The organism is Candidatus Erwinia haradaeae (assembly GCF_900698885.1).
GTDB lineage: Bacteria > Pseudomonadota > Gammaproteobacteria > Enterobacterales > Enterobacteriaceae > Erwinia_E > Erwinia_E haradaeae_H.
In genome coordinates this window covers 439,507-458,330 of the sequence record NZ_LR217705.1, presented here as the reverse complement: position 1 = coordinate 458,330, position 18,824 = coordinate 439,507, and the positions used below count along the sequence as shown (strand labels likewise).

The window sequence follows — 18,824 nt, the reverse complement described above, 5'->3', positions numbered from 1 at the left end:
GTATTTTGCAAAAATTACTAGTTTCTTTGTTTTTTTGTATTTTTTTATGGAGTGTAAATGGATGTGGATATCATCCATATCACGCTACTGCAATGCCATCTGAAATGAAAACACTTGTTTTAGACACCGAGGATCCATACGGTCCTCTGGCTATGACATTGCATGAAGCACTTCAACTACATGGTATACATGTAATTAAAAGAGAAAGAAAAAATACAAAAATATCCTCCATACGATTACAAAAAGAGGAGATTACTCGCAATACGCTTTCGATTTTTTCAGATGGAAAAACATCTGAATATTCAATTATTATGACTATTTTCATACAGATAATTATACCTAATAGAGGCATATATCCAATAACATCAACGGTATCTCGCTCGTTTTTTGATCATCCATATGCTCCTTTAGCAAAAGACACTGAGCAAAGTATTATGATTAGTGACATGAGAATGCAGGCAGTAGAAAACTTAATACATCAATTTTCACAGACCTACTATACGGCAGATCATACTGCTATTAACTTACATGATAGCTAATTATTAAAAATATTTATTTTATGCCTATTGGGTATCATCAACACAGAAAAATCACAACCCATGCAAAAAATTTACCCCGAACAACTTGACGCTCAACTTACTAAAAGCTTAAAAACGTGCTATATGTTAGTTGGAAATGAACCTTTTTTGTTAGAAGAAACGAAAAATATCATTCACGCAGCCGCTCAAAAACAAGGATTTACAGCCTATCTCAAGATTGAATTAAATAACAAGACAGATTGGCAGAATATTTTTACGATTTGTCAATCATTTAGTTTATTTAAAACCCGTCAAATATTTTTACTTATATTTCCAGATTGCGATCTAAATTCTTTTATAAACACGCAACTAGTACAACTTTCTCACTGCATGCATACTGATATCTTGCTAATACTTCAAGCTTCCTCGTTCTCTAAAAAACAAAAAAATACTATATGGTACAATAATTTATCTGTAAATGCAGTAGAAGTTTCATGTCACACAATGGAGTGCGAAAAATTATCTCTTTGGGTATCATCTAGAGCAAAAAATTTAAATTTAAAAATAAATGACGAAGTGCAACAACTATTATGCTATTCCTATGAAGGTAATTTGCTAGAATTATCAAAAGTATTAGAGCAAGCCTTAATATTATGGCCTAATATCCAAATCACTACAAAACATATTAAAAAAATCATTCATAACTCAGCGCATTTTACTATATTTCATTGGTTACACTCCGTTCTTGCAGGAGATGGTAAGCGAGCAATTTATGTCCTGCATAAAATAAGTTCGGAAAATACTGAGCCAATAATTCTGTTACGTATACTACAGCGTGATCTAATATTACTTCTAATTATAAAAAGAAAAATAACAAATACTCCATTACATACTATATTAAATCAGCATCGAATATATCAACAGCACCGTACTTATTTAATTCTTGCTGTCCAACGTCTTGCCAATATAGATTTTTTATGTATATATCATCTGATGAGTAAAATAGAACTAAAATTAAAAAAAAATTTTAACCAAGCAGTATGGTTAGAAATAGAAATTTTAACAATGGTATTATGTGGATTTCGTCATCCATTACATATTAATGTAAACTCACTATAATTATTAGATGAATAAGTTATTTTTATAAAAAATGATACTTAAAAGTATAACAAAAAATGCTATAAAAATTTTTATTAATTAAGATAAAGCTTATAAAAAATAAAACATTAGTAAAAATTAACTACTCTAAAAAAATTAGACACTCAGTCTGACACTGAGATTATTATAGATTTAATCTTAACAAGACAGATAATTAATATTTGTCCAGATACCCCATTAAGATAATCTGTTAATAAACTATAAAATAATTTGTGAATACTTTTATTTTTAAAAATGATATAATAATCATGGATGGAAAGGTAATTCCACTGTGCAAAAAAATTTTTTAATACATACTCTCATTGAGTATAGAAAGAATTTATACTTATTTAAGTTTTGAAAATCTGTCTCGAAAACCATTTGAAAAAAAATTAACTATCAGTATACACACAATAATTTTAGTTAATTACTTTATTTTCCACTTTCCTACACGATTTTTTATGTATTTATCCATACTCAAAAGACAACTAATGATACATAGTACAATTAACGTAAATATGCTAAAAACAATCTTTCATCAAAAGAAGTAAGTAATAAAAAAATTAAAATACTATATAAATAGTATTTTTATAAAATGAAGTATTTTAAAAGATCATCATCTTAACAATAATCTATAGATGCATAAATCTAGCGCTTTTAATATTTTTTAGCCAAGCCTTTTCCAATATCTGCAAGTAATAAAAAAACTAATCATTGATAGCATCACTAAAACTATCTATATTGTTTTATTAACGCCATTATACTCTCTATTAAATAATAAGTTGCTCCATAATACGCTGATACATTTTACTTAACACTTGCAAGTCTGATGCTTTAACACATTCATTACTTTGATGGATAGTCGCATTTACCAACCCTAACTCTACAACCTGAGCTCCCATTTTTTTAAAAAAATATCCATCGGAAGTTCCACCAGTTGTTAATATTTTTGGAGCGCTATTTGTATAATACTCAACTGTTTTAACAACTACATCTATCAAGTCACCGTTGAGGGTTAAAAATGGTTTTCGAATACTCTGCCACGTAATATTATAACGACAATCGTATCGGTTACACAAATCTTGAACGCGTTGTTGAATTAATATTTCTGTAAGTTTTGGGCTAAATCGAAAATTCAATTTAATAAAACAATCTCCTGGAATAATATTACTTGCACCAGTTCCAGCCTTTATATTAGAAATTTGCATGCAAGTTGGTGGAAAAAATTCACTTCCTGTGTCCCATTGGGTTGCGAGCAACTCATGAAGAATTGGGATAGTATGATGTATTGGGTTATCAGCAAGATGTGGATAAGCAATATGCCCTTGGAGGCCTTGTATATGAATATTTGCAGTAATTGATCCACGACGACCATTTTTTATTACATCACCTACTGTTTGAGTGCTCGTTGGCTCCCCAAGCAAACAATAATCTAAAGTTTCATGACGTGCTATTAATTCTTCAACCACCTTCACTGTACCATTTTTACCACTACCTTCTTCATCTGAAGTGATCACAAATACTAGCCGCCCCTTGTGCATTGGGTATATCGTTAAAAAACGTTCAGCCGCAATAATCATGGCTGCCAGAGCACCCTTCATATCAGCAACCCCGCGACCAAATAATATACCATTCTGCATGGAAAGCTCAAATGGAGGGTGTATCCAATATTGTAAATCACCAGTTGGTACTACATCAGTATGACCTGAAAAAGCTAAACTTTTACCATGACCACGCCATGCCCAGAAATTTTTTGTATCCCCAATATTCATTGATTCAATTACAAAACCTATCCTCTTGAGACGAGAAATTAAAATCGCCTGACAACCAGCATCATCCGGGCTAATAGATGGACAGGAAATCAATTGTTTTGTTAACTCAACAATTGGACAGCTAATCATATATAAAATGCCCTAAACAGTAATTTAACTAGTGAATTTATCTAAAACGTGAATAAATTAATGAATAATATGCACATAATAAAGTGTAGTGTAAGATATACTTCATCATATAAAACAATACAGCTTATGTTTGATGCACTATTCATGATACTTAGAGAAACCTCTTAATTATTGTTTAATTGTATTCAACATATATTAGTTCTTCCTCATATAGGCTTTATTAATATTTTCCTAGAAAAAACTCTCTAACATTAAAAATGCTTAATAATAAATTAATCCTGATAGGATTCATGGAAATACAGTTTTTTTAGATATCTACCAAGAATATCCTTAATATTTATCTCTTAAGACTATATTCATAATTATTCACCTAATTTCTCTGTATTAAGCAGTACATAAATGGTCAAATTTATACTCTATCTATTTCTAGAACCAAATATTATTTATAATTAAAGCAATAGAAATAAAAAACCATTACTATATACTAATATAGCGCTTTTTTGTATCTTAAAAATTAAAATTTATTTCTTAGGATACAGATCTGGACGCTCATATGGCTCTTGATCACCTGGTTTACGTGTTTTTAATAATTTTAATATCCAGGTGTACTGCTCTGGATTAGGACGTACTAATACTTCAACTTCTTCATTTAATCGCCGCGCCTGTTCAATATTATCAATAACAAGAAAATCTTTTATTAAGGGAGCTCTTAGATAAATATCTAGAGAATGAGTCTTACTATCATATACTGGGAAAAGCGGTACAACTGTCGCGTGACAAACTTTCATCATGCGACCCACAATGGGCAGGGTAGCTTTATATGTTGCAAAAAAATCTACAAATTCACTCTTTGCCTCTCCATGATCCTGATCTGGAAGATAATAACCCCAATACCCCTGACGAATAGAGTTAATAAAAGGTCGTATCCCATCATTACGAGCATGCATACGTGCACCGCATCTGCATCGCACTAAATTCCAAATATAATCAATAACTACATTACTTTGATGATGAAACATGGCTGCTATTCTTTGACCTTCAGCTGCCAATAGCATTGCTGGCAAATCTACTGCCCAGCTATGAGGTACAAGTAGTATAACATTTTTTCCAGTTTGACGTAAATCATCAATAATATGCCTTCTATGCCAATGAATACGAGATTTTGCTGCATTTGGTCTAAGCGCCAACTCAGCCATCATAGCCATTGCCTGTGACATGGTAGAAAACATAGAATCTACAATTTTTTCACGTTCTGATTCAGATTTTTCCGGAAGACAATAAAGCAAATTAATCAATGCCCGACGTCTAGCACCTATAGCTAACCTACCTGTTATCCGCCCTAATGTACCTAAAATTGGATCACGAAAACATACTGGTATTAAAGTGAAAATAGATAACACAACGATACCTAGCCAAATACCCCAGTATCTTGGTAGTAAAAATGATTTGTGAAAAACAGGAATAAACTGAACGTGACTTTGTTTTTTATTCTCCATGCACTGACTCTAAAATAATAATCAACGGATCATGTAAAATAAGATGCATAATCAATCACAAAACAAAAATGAATAATAAAAAAATTCACAAAATAAATATGCTTATGTTTTATTGAAAATATTTTTTAAACAGATCGTTATTGAACGATTTACTGTATCTTTTTTGATGTATTATTAGTAACAACATACTAATTCATGCTTATCTATAATTCTGAAAAATTTAAATTATATCCTATTTTTGCAAAATACATATCTACTAAAAAATAAAAAATATTGCATAAATCTACACTCTACTGTTGCTCTGGTAGAGTAAAATTTTTAAGAAAATATCAAGTTATTTTTCAACATCATTCAAAAATAATATACAGAAATCCAAATGGTAGATATACTTATCATAGTATAAAACATTTAGTATGTTATTATTACTATATGATAGCGTCATTAAGAAATTTATGATGTTGATATCAACTTGCGTACATCATCTAGGTATGTAGCAATATTTCAGAAAACCTTTATCAACACATATTTTACTGACATAGTATAGATATCATATAATTTTATTTGTTAATCTTTTTTGTAAAAATTAATTTTCCGATATAATTAATGATCGATCCTAATCTAGTATCTACATAAAAACTATCTAAATAATGTAAGGTGATTTCTTAAATTTATTATCTCAAATGCTTTGATTCTAATCGCTGATGAAATTTCTATTAAATATAATATCTATAAGATACCTGTTGCGTATTACATACTATATCATCTGATAACATCCATAATAGATATTATCTATATTAAATATTCTTCTGAGCTATTATTGAAAAATTTTTGATAATAATTTTAGTGTTTACTCAGAATCTTAACAAAATCGCTAATTTTATATCTCTCCATACATTGATTACATTTTAATTATTTATATTTTAAAAATCTTTGTCTATCTAGATCTAGCTAATATCTAACTATAAAACGTTTTATTCTTATTATCAGTGTTTAATCTAGCACGATATTTTATCATGATCACCCTTAGATTGCTTAAGTATATCACTCTGTGAATTTATCACACTTAATACGATGTTCACACGCCTATATTAGTTCTCTGATTATATTTATCATGTAGTGCATTACTTATAGAAATGATATGTTAAAATTAATACATCATGAAAAGATTTAATCTTCTATTCATTAATAGATATAAGATTAATTACTATTTATCATAAAGTCACCGTACATATAACCTGTATTATTTACTCATATATTAACCCTATCCCCCCCGCGGATAGATGTACTAAAAAATATCTCTATGTAAAAAACTGTTAGAACGTTTTATTCTATCAAGAAATTCTTCATTGTGAAGCTACTATCTACCCAAAACCTCATAACTTATATACAAAATACTGACAATCATTATAGGTTATTAGGTTCATTATACATTACCTAATATAACGCTTAATAAATCTATAAAGATATCCGTCAGGTAGTAATCTAATCGTTTGCATTTTTAAAATTTCATTAGATCTGATCTTATTCTGCTCTAGAATAAGTTGATTGCTGATAATATACTAAAAGTGTTTTTTCATAATGAATAAAGTCTGCATAAGATACGTAACTATCTTTGAAACTCTTCCCATTGACCATTAATAAAATATGCAAACCAGCCAGTACTTTTACCATCTTTTTTGGTGCTCACGTACTGTTTTTTAGTTTTTCTACTAAAATGTATTGTTGCTATATTACCATCTGGATCCATCGTAGGTGCATTAGCTAAATATAACCATTTTTCTGGTAAAATATCACGATAACGTTGAAGCTCTACCACTTGAGGGGCTCTGGTCTCACGTGATTTAGGAAACGTATTAGCCGCTAAGAACATTCCAGAAGCCCCGTCACGTAAAACAAAAAAAGCATCTGACTTTGTACACATTAACCCTGGTAAAGGCACTGGGTCTGTTTTTGGTGGGGCGATATCACCATTACGCATTATTTTTCGTGTATTTTTGCAATCATGATTAACACAAGCGACATATTCCCCAAAACGACCTAATTTGATAAACATATCAGCGTTACACTTTTCACATTGCATAACAGACTTAACATAACTTTTTATGTTAAATTTACCGCATTCGATTTCATAACCATCACATTCAGGATTGTCTCCGCAAATATGCAGTTTGCGCTCATGATCTATAAAGTATACGTCCATAGCTACACCACACAACTTACAACGACGTCTTGCACATAATATATCTGTGTCATTATTATTGTCACTTGACATATTTAGTAATGCAGAATTATCCTGAATAAGATGAATAGTCTGTTTGCAGCGTAATTTTGGTTCTAAAGTATATGCACAGCATCCAAGAAAGACGCCAGTTTTAGCGGTACGAATATTCATCTGTCGTCTGCATGACGGGCATTCAATAGAAGTATTTACTATTTTATTAGGCCTCATCCCACCCTGCGTAGGATCTCTTTGCGCTACTGTTAACTGCTCTCGAAATTTTATAAAAAAATCATCCAAAACCATCTTCCATTCTGCTGTATTATTTGCCACCTGATCTAAGTTGTCTTCCATGTGCGCAGTAAAGTTATAATTCATTAAGTCAGGAAAATTTTCTATTAGCCGATCAGTGACTATCTCACCTATTTTGTTAGCGTAAAAACGACGAGAATCGAGTTTCACATATCCACGCTCCTGAATAGTGGCAATGATAGATGCATAAGTTGAAGGACGACCAATTCCACGTTTTTCTAGTTCACGTACAAGCAACGCTTCATTAAATCGAGCGGGAGACTGCGTAAAATGTTGATTAGGCAAAAGTTTCTTTAAGCTTAATTCACTGCCGACTACTAATTTCGGAACAATCTTTGCTTCATGATCCTTTCTCAGAGAGGGTATTACTTTCATCCAACCATCAAAGAATAGAATGCGTCCATTGAGGCTCAATTTAAAATCTTTCGCTTCTACAATTAAAGTTCGAGAATTATATTGTGCAGAGACCATTTGACAAGTAACAAACTGACGCCAAATAAGCTGATATAACTTTTTTGCATCAGCTGACATATTTTGTAATTGCATGCTCAGAACTTTTACATCTGATGGGCGAATAGCTTCATGAGCTTCATTCCCATTTCCTTGAATACGGTATACTCTCTCTATTTTTGGAAGATATTTTATACCAAATTTCTCTTTAATATAACTTCGAGCCATAACAAGTGCATCCTGACTGAGATTGGTCGAGTCAGTTCGTATGTATGTAATATACCCCGCTTCATATAATCTTTGTGCCATCATCATTGTACGTTTTACGCTAAAACCAAGACGTGTACTAGCAGTCTGTTGTAGTGTGGAAGTAGTAAATGGGGCTCCTGGTTTCAAGGTAATCAATTTCTCTATACAATCTTTAACAATAAAGCTAGATTGAGATAATAGAATGCTAGCATTATCAATCTCAGAAAGATTTATAGGGCAAAAAGATTTTTTTAGATATTGCGTTACCTTCATTTGAAAAATGATATCATCGGAGGTTTTTAAAAAGGCATGAAGCGTCCAATATACCGTAGGGATAAAAGCTTTAATCTCACGCTCACGCTCAACAACTAGACGCACTGCTACCGACTGAACACGACCAGCAGACAGTCCTCGTGAAATTTTTTTCCAAAGAATCGGTGAGATCATATAACCAACCACGCGATCCATAAAACGACGCGCCTGCTGCGCGTTTACACGACACATGTTTACGACGCCTGGCCGACTAAAAGCTTGAGAAATAGAAGATTGAGTTATTTCATTAAACACCACACGACTATAACGTGATTGCTCACCGCCAATAATTTCTTTCAGATGCCATGCAATAGCCTCTCCTTCACGATCCAAATCAGTTGCAAGATAGATATGATCCACCTTTTTAGCAATTTCTTTAAGCTCTGATACAACCTTTTCCTTACCTGGCAAAATGTAATAATTAGCCTCCCAGTTATCAAAAGGATTTACCCCCATACGACTAACTAAAGACGTTATTTTATTTTTTTTTATCTTTGTATGGTTGCCACCAGTTATGAAATCAGTACTTTTGTAAAATGACGAGCCATTAATAGGCAAATCACGAATATGTCCCACACTGGACTTCACTATGTAGTCGCCGCCAAGATATTGATTAATCGTTTTTGCTTTTGCCGGAGACTCAACTATTACTAAAGCTTTACCCATAGTCATTTTCGCCCAATGATAACTTTATGAAGTTATGTATACCATTGTATAAAGTTAAACAGTCTATTTTAAGAGTAGCTTTACTACATGGAATGATTGTAAACCACTTGATTTAATTCTTAGTTTTGATGCATGCACTTTACTATTCAGTAAGCATATCTACATCTCTGATACAGCACGAACATTATAGTTATTCCGGCCTGTCCCGTTTTGAAGCGTTACTCTAAAATATCAGATATAGTAACCTAAATAATAAAAATCTTAAATATACTACTTAAATATACTAGTATTAAGAGAGTACATTCAGGACTTTCTTTTGCTTTCTGTAGTTTTATGTACAAAAATATATAATATAACTTATTTATACGATATAATTAAACATAGTATTGGTCTGAGTTGATCTTGTATACTTTACTAGTATAACTCTACTGTGCAACATACCATGCATTTTGTCTATATAAGAAAATAGATAAAAGTCCTATACTATCTACAAGATAGATATGCAATCTAAAAATAATCAATAAAAATAAAATATATACATTCTAAATATGATATACTTAATTTTTTCTATCATAAAATATAAAATAAAACAATTTGAGAGTTATTTAAAATAAAGTGTTTTTTTATAAAAAATTTATACAGTATCTATATTTAATATATTTATTTCAGTAAATATTACATGTAATATATGTAATAATAATATATGTAATATTTCATATATATAAATGAACTAATAATAAAAATAAACAAAATATATAATTATATTAATTTTACCTATGAAATATATGCCATGATTTGCATTTAATAGTAACTATTTCTATACAACTACAGTCTTTAAATAAAAAAATAAAAAAATCCCATTAATAATCTTTTATAGATACTTAAAAATAAACCTTAATTACTATAAAGCAAATCAACATTATGTGTATAACTATTTATTTAATTATATCAGGAGATAAACAAGAAATAGTTTTCTAATATTGAAAATCATTAAATAAGTATGTATATATCTTGCAGTCACATAAACACTCACAGTTTAGTAAAAATGCTACGGATATATCTGAGAACTAGGAAATATATTATACGCAGGTGTACAATATAGCCTTATGATAATAATATAAACATTTGTATATTCATACATAAGACATTGATTAAGAATACCTAAATTAGATCATATAAAAATCTATTAGATTTATATAATCTTGTAAAAAGATATCTATTAATAAATTAGCATTCTTCTCTGTAGAAAGTATATTTTGATTTAAAATACCCACTACTCTATCAGTATATACAAATAAACTGCAGGGGGTCTTTATTTTTACTAGCAGAGCAGCCACTCTTTTATGTTTTAGTAAACAATCCAAGTTATATTCAATCTATATAATGACATTATCTTCTATGCATTATTTTAAATAAAACTCTAAAGATCTAACTGATATTGATATATTTGCTTCCAAAGCGCTCGTTTAGCGCTTGGATTATAACGCAGCTCTGATAATATAGGTGAGGTAATTTGAACTCCGGTAAAAAGTTTAGAAGATTTTACGCCTAGAAGCCATCTATGGTGATTAGAATCTTTTGGTAAAAATAATAACTGATTTTTAGTTAAAATCTGCACTTGTATGAATTTTAGATGTAAAGTTCGTAATACATCTACTACTAGTGAATCTGTTAAAACAGGCGGTCTATCTGAAACGATAACTAAACGAGTTTCTACAGGAAGTTTAATCACTATATCCCCTGCCAAGACATACAGGCGCTTCAATGTATACTGAGTAATACCTATTTTTTGTAGCAACTCATCGCGACGTTTTATAAACATACTGATTACCTATCTAGTAACTCAATCCTAACGCTATTCATTAAGCATATTACACAATGAATGAAGATAAAAATTTTATTTATGACGATTTTGTAAAACTTTAAAAATACAATAAATATACCATAGTTTCCTCTAGAAAAATACCAAGCTTGTATTAATGATTAGTAAAGTGATAAATTAAATTCAGTATTAAAGAGGATTAAAATAATATCTTATTATATAATATTATGCATATAATAACGATCAATCTATTAACCAGTCTGTAAAATATAAAATTATATAATTACAGCTATGAGGCACTAGAACGCATTAATGTCTATTCTTAGTTCAGCTAGCATGATGCTATTACGACATCATAATAAATTTACTAAACGACGTATAGTGTTTTCTGGCAATCTACAAGACACTTTATCTGTTCAACTAGAAACAGAGAGTAGTTATATACACACCCAACAATATCATCAATGGGAAACTCTTAATCAAATATTACAAACCAAGGTTTATTTTAGCCTATTACCCATATCAAGCATCTTAGATAATTGTGATACTCTCATCTATTATTGGCCAAATAATAAAAAAAAAGCGCAATTTCAGTTACAAAATCTATTATCTTTACTAAGATGTGGAAGTGATATTTTTATAGTTGGGGGGTATTCTAGTGGCATACGCAGCGCTCACGGCATGGTTAAAAATTGGGTCAATATGATCAAAATTGATAGCGCTCATCGTTGTGGTTTATATTATGGCTCTCTTGCAAGAAATTCATATTTTAATCCATCTGAATTTTGGCATGAACATTTAGTAGAAGGAATAACGCTTAAAAGTTTACCGGGGGTATTCGGATATAATGGTCTAGATAACGGAACTGAGCTTTTACTATCCACTTTTAGAGAAGACATAGAAGGGAAAATTCTAGATATTGGCTGCGGTACAGGTGTAATTTCTGCCATTATAGCTAGCCGTTCCCCATCAGCTGATATTATCTTAACTGATGTAAATGCGGCAGCCCTTGCCGCCAGCAAGGCTACACTATTATGCAATAACCTGAAAGGAACCGTCTTAGCTAGTAATGTTTATTCTAAAATCACAGGATGCTTCAATATGATTGTAGCCAATCCGCCGTTCCATGATGGATCAAAAGTAACATTAGATATTGCGCAAACATTAATTAAAGATGCACCTAATTTTTTATATAAAGGAGGTGAATTAAGAATTGTTGCTAACTCTTTTCTTCCTTACCATCATATGTTGAATAAAGTATTCGGTCATCATAAAGTGATTATATATAACAAATATTTCAAAGTTTATAGTGCTATAAAAAATAATTAAATCACTTAATCTAAACACTTTATTTGCACAAGCGCATCTACATACAAGAGCTCATTCTCAAATAATTATGTTTTTGCAATCACATTAATTACAATTATAGTTCTAATTTAGACAAAAACTTATATCTAATATAATTACCTAATGTTCGTTATTTTCTCCCGAAATAAGACTTCGATAATTATCAGTTGCCAGATTATTTATCAGAACTAAAAATTTTAGCATAATTACAGAACTCAATGATCTAAATCATTAGGTTCTCTATTATCTACCTCTCTACTCTTTAATATTAGAAGGTTTCTAAAATATCTTATCATATCATATAATGCACTTATGGTTTTTCACATAAAATAAATTGGTTTTTATTATCACAAATAATATTAAATTAATAAAATTAAGAATCTTTCTTAATCTCATAAGTATATGAGACCTTATATATATACATAAAATATAACTTATCTAATTTGAACTATCTAGAAAATAAACATCTGAATAACTATAGACTCCATAAACATTCATGCAGAGACATATAGTAACAATTGACTAAATTCTAGAATAATTCTTCGGTTATAATTTTTAAAATTATATAAATACATGTATGCGCTAAGCTATGAATAGAGTCACTAATTCACGTAAATATTCTATAATGATCTTCTATAAGAAGATATTCATCTAATACATAATACATAGATTATATTATTTCAATAATTTTATTAAAAATTACACATAAAATATATGCACAAAAATATAAAATGTTTTAGTGTATGAAACTAATACATATTAAAGTTAATATATTATATTTCCATATATCATATTTATAGTATATATTACGAATATATTCGAGCAACTATAAGACGATCTAAAAATAGAGGCGGAACCTTTATTAGATCACGATGACAAAGATGTCTCTTTGAGACAAACATACATACACTATATGTAAAAACTTTAATCATCTGACAGGTTACTAAAATTGAAAGAATTACCATAATTTAAGCGCTACACTTACTAACTAAAGTAAGTAGGAATGTTTAATATGTTAAACGTAACATTTTATAAAAATCATTAAATATATTGATATATAAACAACTCTTCTAAAAAATCCAATAAGCACAATAAAAATTAAGTTTAATTGAGACAAAATCAAAAACTTTTTACAAAAAGACACAAATTCAAATCATTAAATTTTATTCTAATCTTTTAAAATTCTATTTACTATTTTCAATAGTAACCTTTATTTAGTTTTTAACTTACCACAAGTAACTTATCTAGTTTGCATTATTCTAGATTTATTCGTCCTGTGTGAGTAATCAAAAAAATTTTATTTTATCGTATAAAAACATAATAACATAAAATCTTAAATTTCAAGTCGCTTTATTGTATTTATTCAATAAATAATTATCAAAGAGTTTATTAAAGAGTTTAAAGTATCTTGTCAAGAGTATATATCCATAAATTACAAACTAACATCATATGTTATTTATTAACATGCACTGCTGAATTTAGTAAAGTTTTTAAAATACTTTTATAAGAATTTTGCCAGATAGTTAAAGCAGAAATCCGACGTCTGTAAAGCTCTTCACATATTTTTTGTCCTATAAATCCCGCAGAGATCACGGCCTGAGTAGATACATTTTGGGCAACTTTCCATGCATTATAAAAATGCTCTCCCTTAGAAGAAAGATTATCTAAACATGCCCCATATTTACTAGAATCAGCATCGACAATGCACGCGATCTTTTCCACGCGACATGGTTTTCTCCAAGCATCTATACGATTAAACAGTGTTATCAATTCCTCAGGAGAGGAAAGATGAATTTTATTAAATGCACTATAAAATTCAGATACTAATAATGCAAGATCACGATGTTCTTTTGGAAGCTTTAGACTGTTACAAAAAATTGAAATTATCCTAGTACCTATTTTATCACCTTTGCTATCATTAGAGGCATTATCTGGTATGATTATAGATTTTTTTAAATCATAGCATAAAGCAGCAAATCGGATATCAACTTCTGAGCGATTTTGTGCCACTATAGATAATGTCAAAAAAACATTTTTTTTATTAGTGGTAATCAAAGAATCTTGTTTTTTTTTAGTAAAAAGAGAGCAGTATGCAGAATTTAATTCAGGGAATAGTTCATTTAGAGCACCGCAATCCTTTAAAACCTGCAAAAAAACCTGAGGATGATGCGTCTTAAAGGCAAGATCCATCTCTCTCCATATACGCTCTCGAGAAAGAGAAGATAATTCTCCGCTATGTACCACCTTCTTCATTAAAGTCCATGTCTTTTGAGCAATTCGAAATTGTAAATTAGTAAAATACGCAGAAAAACGAGCTACACGTAATACACGTAATGGATCTTCACAGAAAGCGGAAGAAATATGACGTAGTTTTCGATTCTGAAGATCAATACATCCACCATATGGGTCATAATATACACCATATTTATCCTTTGCAATAGCATTAATAGTCAGATCACGACGAGCTAAATCTTCCTTTAGGGTAACATCAGGTTTCGAATAACAAACAAACCCAACATATCCTCTTCCTGATTTTTTCTCAGTACGAGCTAATGCATATTCTTCACGACTAATTGGATGTAGAAAAACTGGAAAATGACGGCCAACTTTTTTATAGCCTAATTGAAGCATTTGATCAGGGGAGCCTCCTACCACTACCCAATCCTTATCCTTCACTGGTAAATCTAATAGTGCATCACGAACAGCACCACCAACTAGATATATTTCCATTCTCCTGCTCCAAAAAGATAAAATTAATTATTCATAGAATAATTTAACTAAATTCATAAGAACTTTATTAATTTAATAACGTTCAGAATTTTTCTTTTACGAAATGAAGATTTCAACAGAGAAATAAGTAATTTATATTCTACATATAATCTGAAATTTCTGGAATGATCACATAAATAATCTTATAAAAACTACCTCTAAAATAAAAATTATGAGTAGCTTATGAAACTATCTACCTATATGCTTCTTTATTTGTTTTTATCTCTGCAATATATCTGGTGTCATAATCAACATTATCTATACTTAATTAATGCTGAGTAAATCTTAAATGCTTAGTAAGCTACTCTCAATAATATAGATGATGCAAACACTCTTTTTACAGCTGTTTTTATAAAAGTTCTTTTAAAATTTTATTTTTTAATAAAATTAAAACACAATATCTAATTGTTATATCTACGTGAAGATATGTAAAAATTTTTATAATCAGTGTATATAATAGCTAATTATACCATATAACTAGTATCTTAACTTTTTAACATAAAGACCATAATTACCATAAATCATTTTATAATATGTGCAAATATATATCATATATAAATATCATGTAATCAGCTTAATATAATATAAATTACTGAATTATTTTGCAAAAATCTAATAAAATCATCTGTGTATAAAAAATAATACTCTCATTAAATTTTATATTAACACCCGTATCTCTTACGTGGTAAAATACAAAACCTAAAACCTATTGACTTATAACTAAAAGTATCGTCATATAATTAATATTTAATGTGATAAATATTAACCTAAACGAAACAATAGACCCAACCCTAATTATGAAAATTTCAAAAAATTTCCTATATACAGATCAGATGTCTATAACTACAAAAAATTATATATTAAACATGATAAATTAATATATTATTAAATAAAGGTTTCAAATAAAAATATAGATATAAAGATACCTATTATGTTATGTACTGACTATAATCTAAAATATTTTTATATCTTTTAAAGAAACTGTAAAAAAAACAACTTACTATCAAATATACAATAAACTCGATAGACCTTTCACATCTTATTTTGAGGCGGATCAAGTGGATTTACTTTCTTTTTATGGACTCTTTCTTGCTAAAATTATTACTGTAGTGATAACATTAATAATATTATTAGTCATGATTCCTAATCTTACTAAGCGTGGTAATACTAGAGCCGGAAAACTAATACTAACTCGATTAGATACATATTATCTTGAGATACAAAATAGAATAAATTTAGAAAAAATGATGCCTTTAGAAAAAAAATTATGGAAAAAAGAATATAAAAAGAAAGAAAAAAAGAAACAGAAAGAACTAAAACAAAAAAATAAAGCAGGACATGCTGCAAACAAAAAAAAACCAACATTATATATACTTGATTTTATAGGTAGTATAAATGCTAAAGAAGTATCCTCATTACGACAAGAAATCTCTGCAATTATATCTGTTATTGAGACAGGCGATGAAGTATTATTACGTCTTGAAAGTCCTGGCGGAGTAGTACATGGCTATGGTTTAGCTGCATCACAACTTCAACGATTACGACAAAAATCTATTCCACTAACAATTTCTGTAGATAAAATTGCTACTAGCGGAGGTTATATGATGGCATGTGTCGCCAACCATATTATTGCCGCGCCATTTGCATTAATTGGCTCGATTGGTGTGGTAGCACAGATCCCTAATTTTCACCGTCTTTTAAAAAGAAACAAAATTGACATGGAACTTCATACCGCTGGAGAGCATAAGCGCACTTTAACGTTATTCGGTGAAAATAGCAAAGAAGGGAGAGAAAAATTCTGTGATAATTTAAATCAAACGCATTTATTGTTTAAGCAGTTTGTGCATCAAATGCGGCCACAATTAAATATAGATATCGTATCAACCGGAGAACACTGGTATGGTAGCCAGGCACTAGAAAAAGGGTTAGTAGACCGAATTACTACTAGCGATGATTGGATCATGGATAAAATCTCAGAATATAACATTCTAAATCTTTGTTATATTCAACAAAAAGGAATTTTAGACCGTTTTAATCATAGTATATACCATAGTATGACCCAGATCTTGGAGAAATTTTTAAGACGATAATCACGTAATGACTTTTATGCATGATAATATCATTAATATTTTTCTTACTTAAAAAATTCTTTTAATATAGTAAAAATCCATTCAATCTAAAACGAATAAGACTATTACGGTAAAAGCTATACAAAAGATTATTTATCTATAATCTACAATTGTAATTTATTTTAAAAATGTTCACTTAGTAATATCAAAATATTTTAAGATATAATATCTTAACATTATATCTTAAAATATAATTTTATATATAGTGACACTATCACTGTATAACCACAAGAAAATATATAGCGCTTAATTAACTCTCGATAGTATTATATTAACTATTTTGGATTGATGATAACATGAAATACTAAATTTTATCCACAATATTCAATCTAATGATCTCTATTCTTATATAGAAACTTACAAAGTATCAGCGATTTTATATTTAAATCTATCCTATCATAAGTAAATCAATTTTCTACGTCATATAAAAAATCTAAAAATTTACTAATACTAATTAGATATATTTATTAAAATTATGATAAGGATCAAATCTTTAGAGCTGTATAAAATTCTGACGATAATAGACTAACTCTGCGATAGAGTCATAAATATCATCTAGTGCTCTATGCATACCTTGTTTTTTAAATCCTAATAGAATTTCTGGTTTCCAAAGACGCGCTAATTCTTTAAGAGTGCTGACATCCAAATAACGATAATGAAAATAATTCTCTAAATCTGGCATATATTTAAACAAAAAACGACGATCTTGAGCTATACTATTACCACACATAGGTGAACATTTAGCTGGTATCAATGTTTTTAAAAACTTTAAAATTGAAATTTCAGCAGAACGTTCGCTTTCCTGGCTATTCTGTACCCTAGAAATTAAACCACTAGCAGTGTGCGTCTTTATATTCCATTTGTCCATTAAGCTAAGAAACTCCATTGATTGATATATCGTACAAACCAATCCTTCAGAAAGAACTTGTAGGTCCGAATTTGTTACAAGTATGGCAACTTCAAGAATGCGATCTCTTTCTGGATTTAAACCAGTCATTTCCAGATCAATCCATATTAAGTTATTAATATTCAAAATTATAAGCACTCTGATTAAGCATGTTAATTATTTAAATAGATGATACATATATATTCTTTAAAAAAGATACTTATTGATCAATATACTACAAATAAATCATGTGAAACTATCTCTGAAAAATGTTAAAAACTGAAAAAAATAAATCATAATTTAGTAATTTATTGTTCTGTATAGATTGTTTTTGTTCCAAAAAACATTTTTTAATCATACTATGGCTATAGAGCTCCCTATAAAGAAAACTCTTCCAACTCATGAAAATATCTAATATTTGTGGATATATAATCTATAAAAACTAAATAAAATAAATAAACAGAACATACACAGAACATAGATCAAGTGTTATTAGACAACACACTTTTAGTGATCTTATTACATCTCATAAAATAAATTACTATGCTTTATATATTTTCAAAAAATCTTCGATGATCTATCTTTATATAGAGATCTTTCTCTTACACAAGA

At 29.4% G+C, this 18,824-nt stretch carries 10 protein-coding genes; 4 read left to right on the top strand and 6 right to left on the bottom strand.

Translation table 11 applies throughout. The features are described from left to right. Positions 1-5 precede the first annotated feature (5 nt). Both lptE and holA read left to right on the top strand, forming a co-directional pair. Entirely contained in the window at positions 6-539 is a 534-nt protein-coding gene (gene lptE, locus ERCISPPS3390_RS01460; protein WP_197095084.1) for an LPS assembly lipoprotein LptE, read from the top strand. 60 nt (positions 540-599) lie between these two features. Then, a complete protein-coding gene (gene holA / locus ERCISPPS3390_RS01455) occupies positions 600-1,637 on the top strand; it encodes a DNA polymerase III subunit delta (protein ID WP_197095083.1) in 1,038 nt (345 codons plus the stop codon). A gap of 788 nt (positions 1,638-2,425) precedes the next feature. On the opposite strand, the gene dapE is transcribed toward holA, so the two are convergent. The 4 genes from dapE to ERCISPPS3390_RS01435 form a co-directional block, all read right to left on the bottom strand. Then, positions 2,426-3,553, bottom strand: a complete 1,128-nt coding sequence (gene dapE / locus ERCISPPS3390_RS01450; protein ID WP_197095395.1) for a succinyl-diaminopimelate desuccinylase — start codon at positions 3,551-3,553, stop codon at positions 2,426-2,428. Positions 3,554-4,077: 524 nt separating this feature from the next. Further along, entirely contained in the window at positions 4,078-5,052 is a 975-nt protein-coding gene (gene lpxM, locus ERCISPPS3390_RS01445) for a lauroyl-Kdo(2)-lipid IV(A) myristoyltransferase (RefSeq protein ID WP_197095082.1), read from the bottom strand. A gap of 1,606 nt (positions 5,053-6,658) precedes the next feature. Beyond that, positions 6,659-9,259 (bottom strand): type I DNA topoisomerase, encoded by a 2,601-nt coding sequence (topA, locus tag ERCISPPS3390_RS01440; RefSeq protein ID WP_197095081.1) that lies wholly within the window; start codon positions 9,257-9,259, stop codon positions 6,659-6,661. Between the two features lie 1,420 nt (positions 9,260-10,679). After that, complete coding sequence (locus tag ERCISPPS3390_RS01435) at positions 10,680-11,081, bottom strand: DNA polymerase III subunit psi (RefSeq protein WP_197095080.1); 402 nt, start codon at positions 11,079-11,081, stop codon at positions 10,680-10,682. Positions 11,082-11,393: 312 nt separating this feature from the next. Between ERCISPPS3390_RS01435 and rsmC the strand changes: the two genes are divergently transcribed. Beyond that, complete coding sequence (gene rsmC / locus ERCISPPS3390_RS01430; RefSeq protein ID WP_197095079.1) at positions 11,394-12,410, top strand: 16S rRNA (guanine(1207)-N(2))-methyltransferase RsmC; 1,017 nt, start codon at positions 11,394-11,396, stop codon at positions 12,408-12,410. Between the two features lie 1,470 nt (positions 12,411-13,880). On the opposite strand, the gene ERCISPPS3390_RS01425 is transcribed toward rsmC, so the two are convergent. Beyond that, the gene (locus ERCISPPS3390_RS01425; RefSeq protein WP_197095078.1) at positions 13,881-15,158 is read right to left on the bottom strand and encodes a multifunctional CCA addition/repair protein; all 1,278 of its coding nucleotides are present in this window, start codon (positions 15,156-15,158) and stop codon (positions 13,881-13,883) included. Between the two features lie 1,097 nt (positions 15,159-16,255). Between ERCISPPS3390_RS01425 and sohB the strand changes: the two genes are divergently transcribed. Next, positions 16,256-17,287 carry a protease SohB gene (gene sohB / locus ERCISPPS3390_RS01420; protein ID WP_197095077.1) on the top strand — a complete coding sequence of 344 codons (1,032 nt, stop codon included), beginning with the start codon at positions 16,256-16,258 and terminating at the stop codon, positions 17,285-17,287. 532 nt (positions 17,288-17,819) lie between these two features. Here the strand turns inward: sohB and orn are convergent. Continuing rightward, positions 17,820-18,365, bottom strand: coding sequence for an oligoribonuclease (orn, locus tag ERCISPPS3390_RS01415; protein WP_197095394.1), 546 nt, complete (start codon positions 18,363-18,365; stop codon positions 17,820-17,822). Positions 18,366-18,824: the final 459 nt, after the last annotated feature.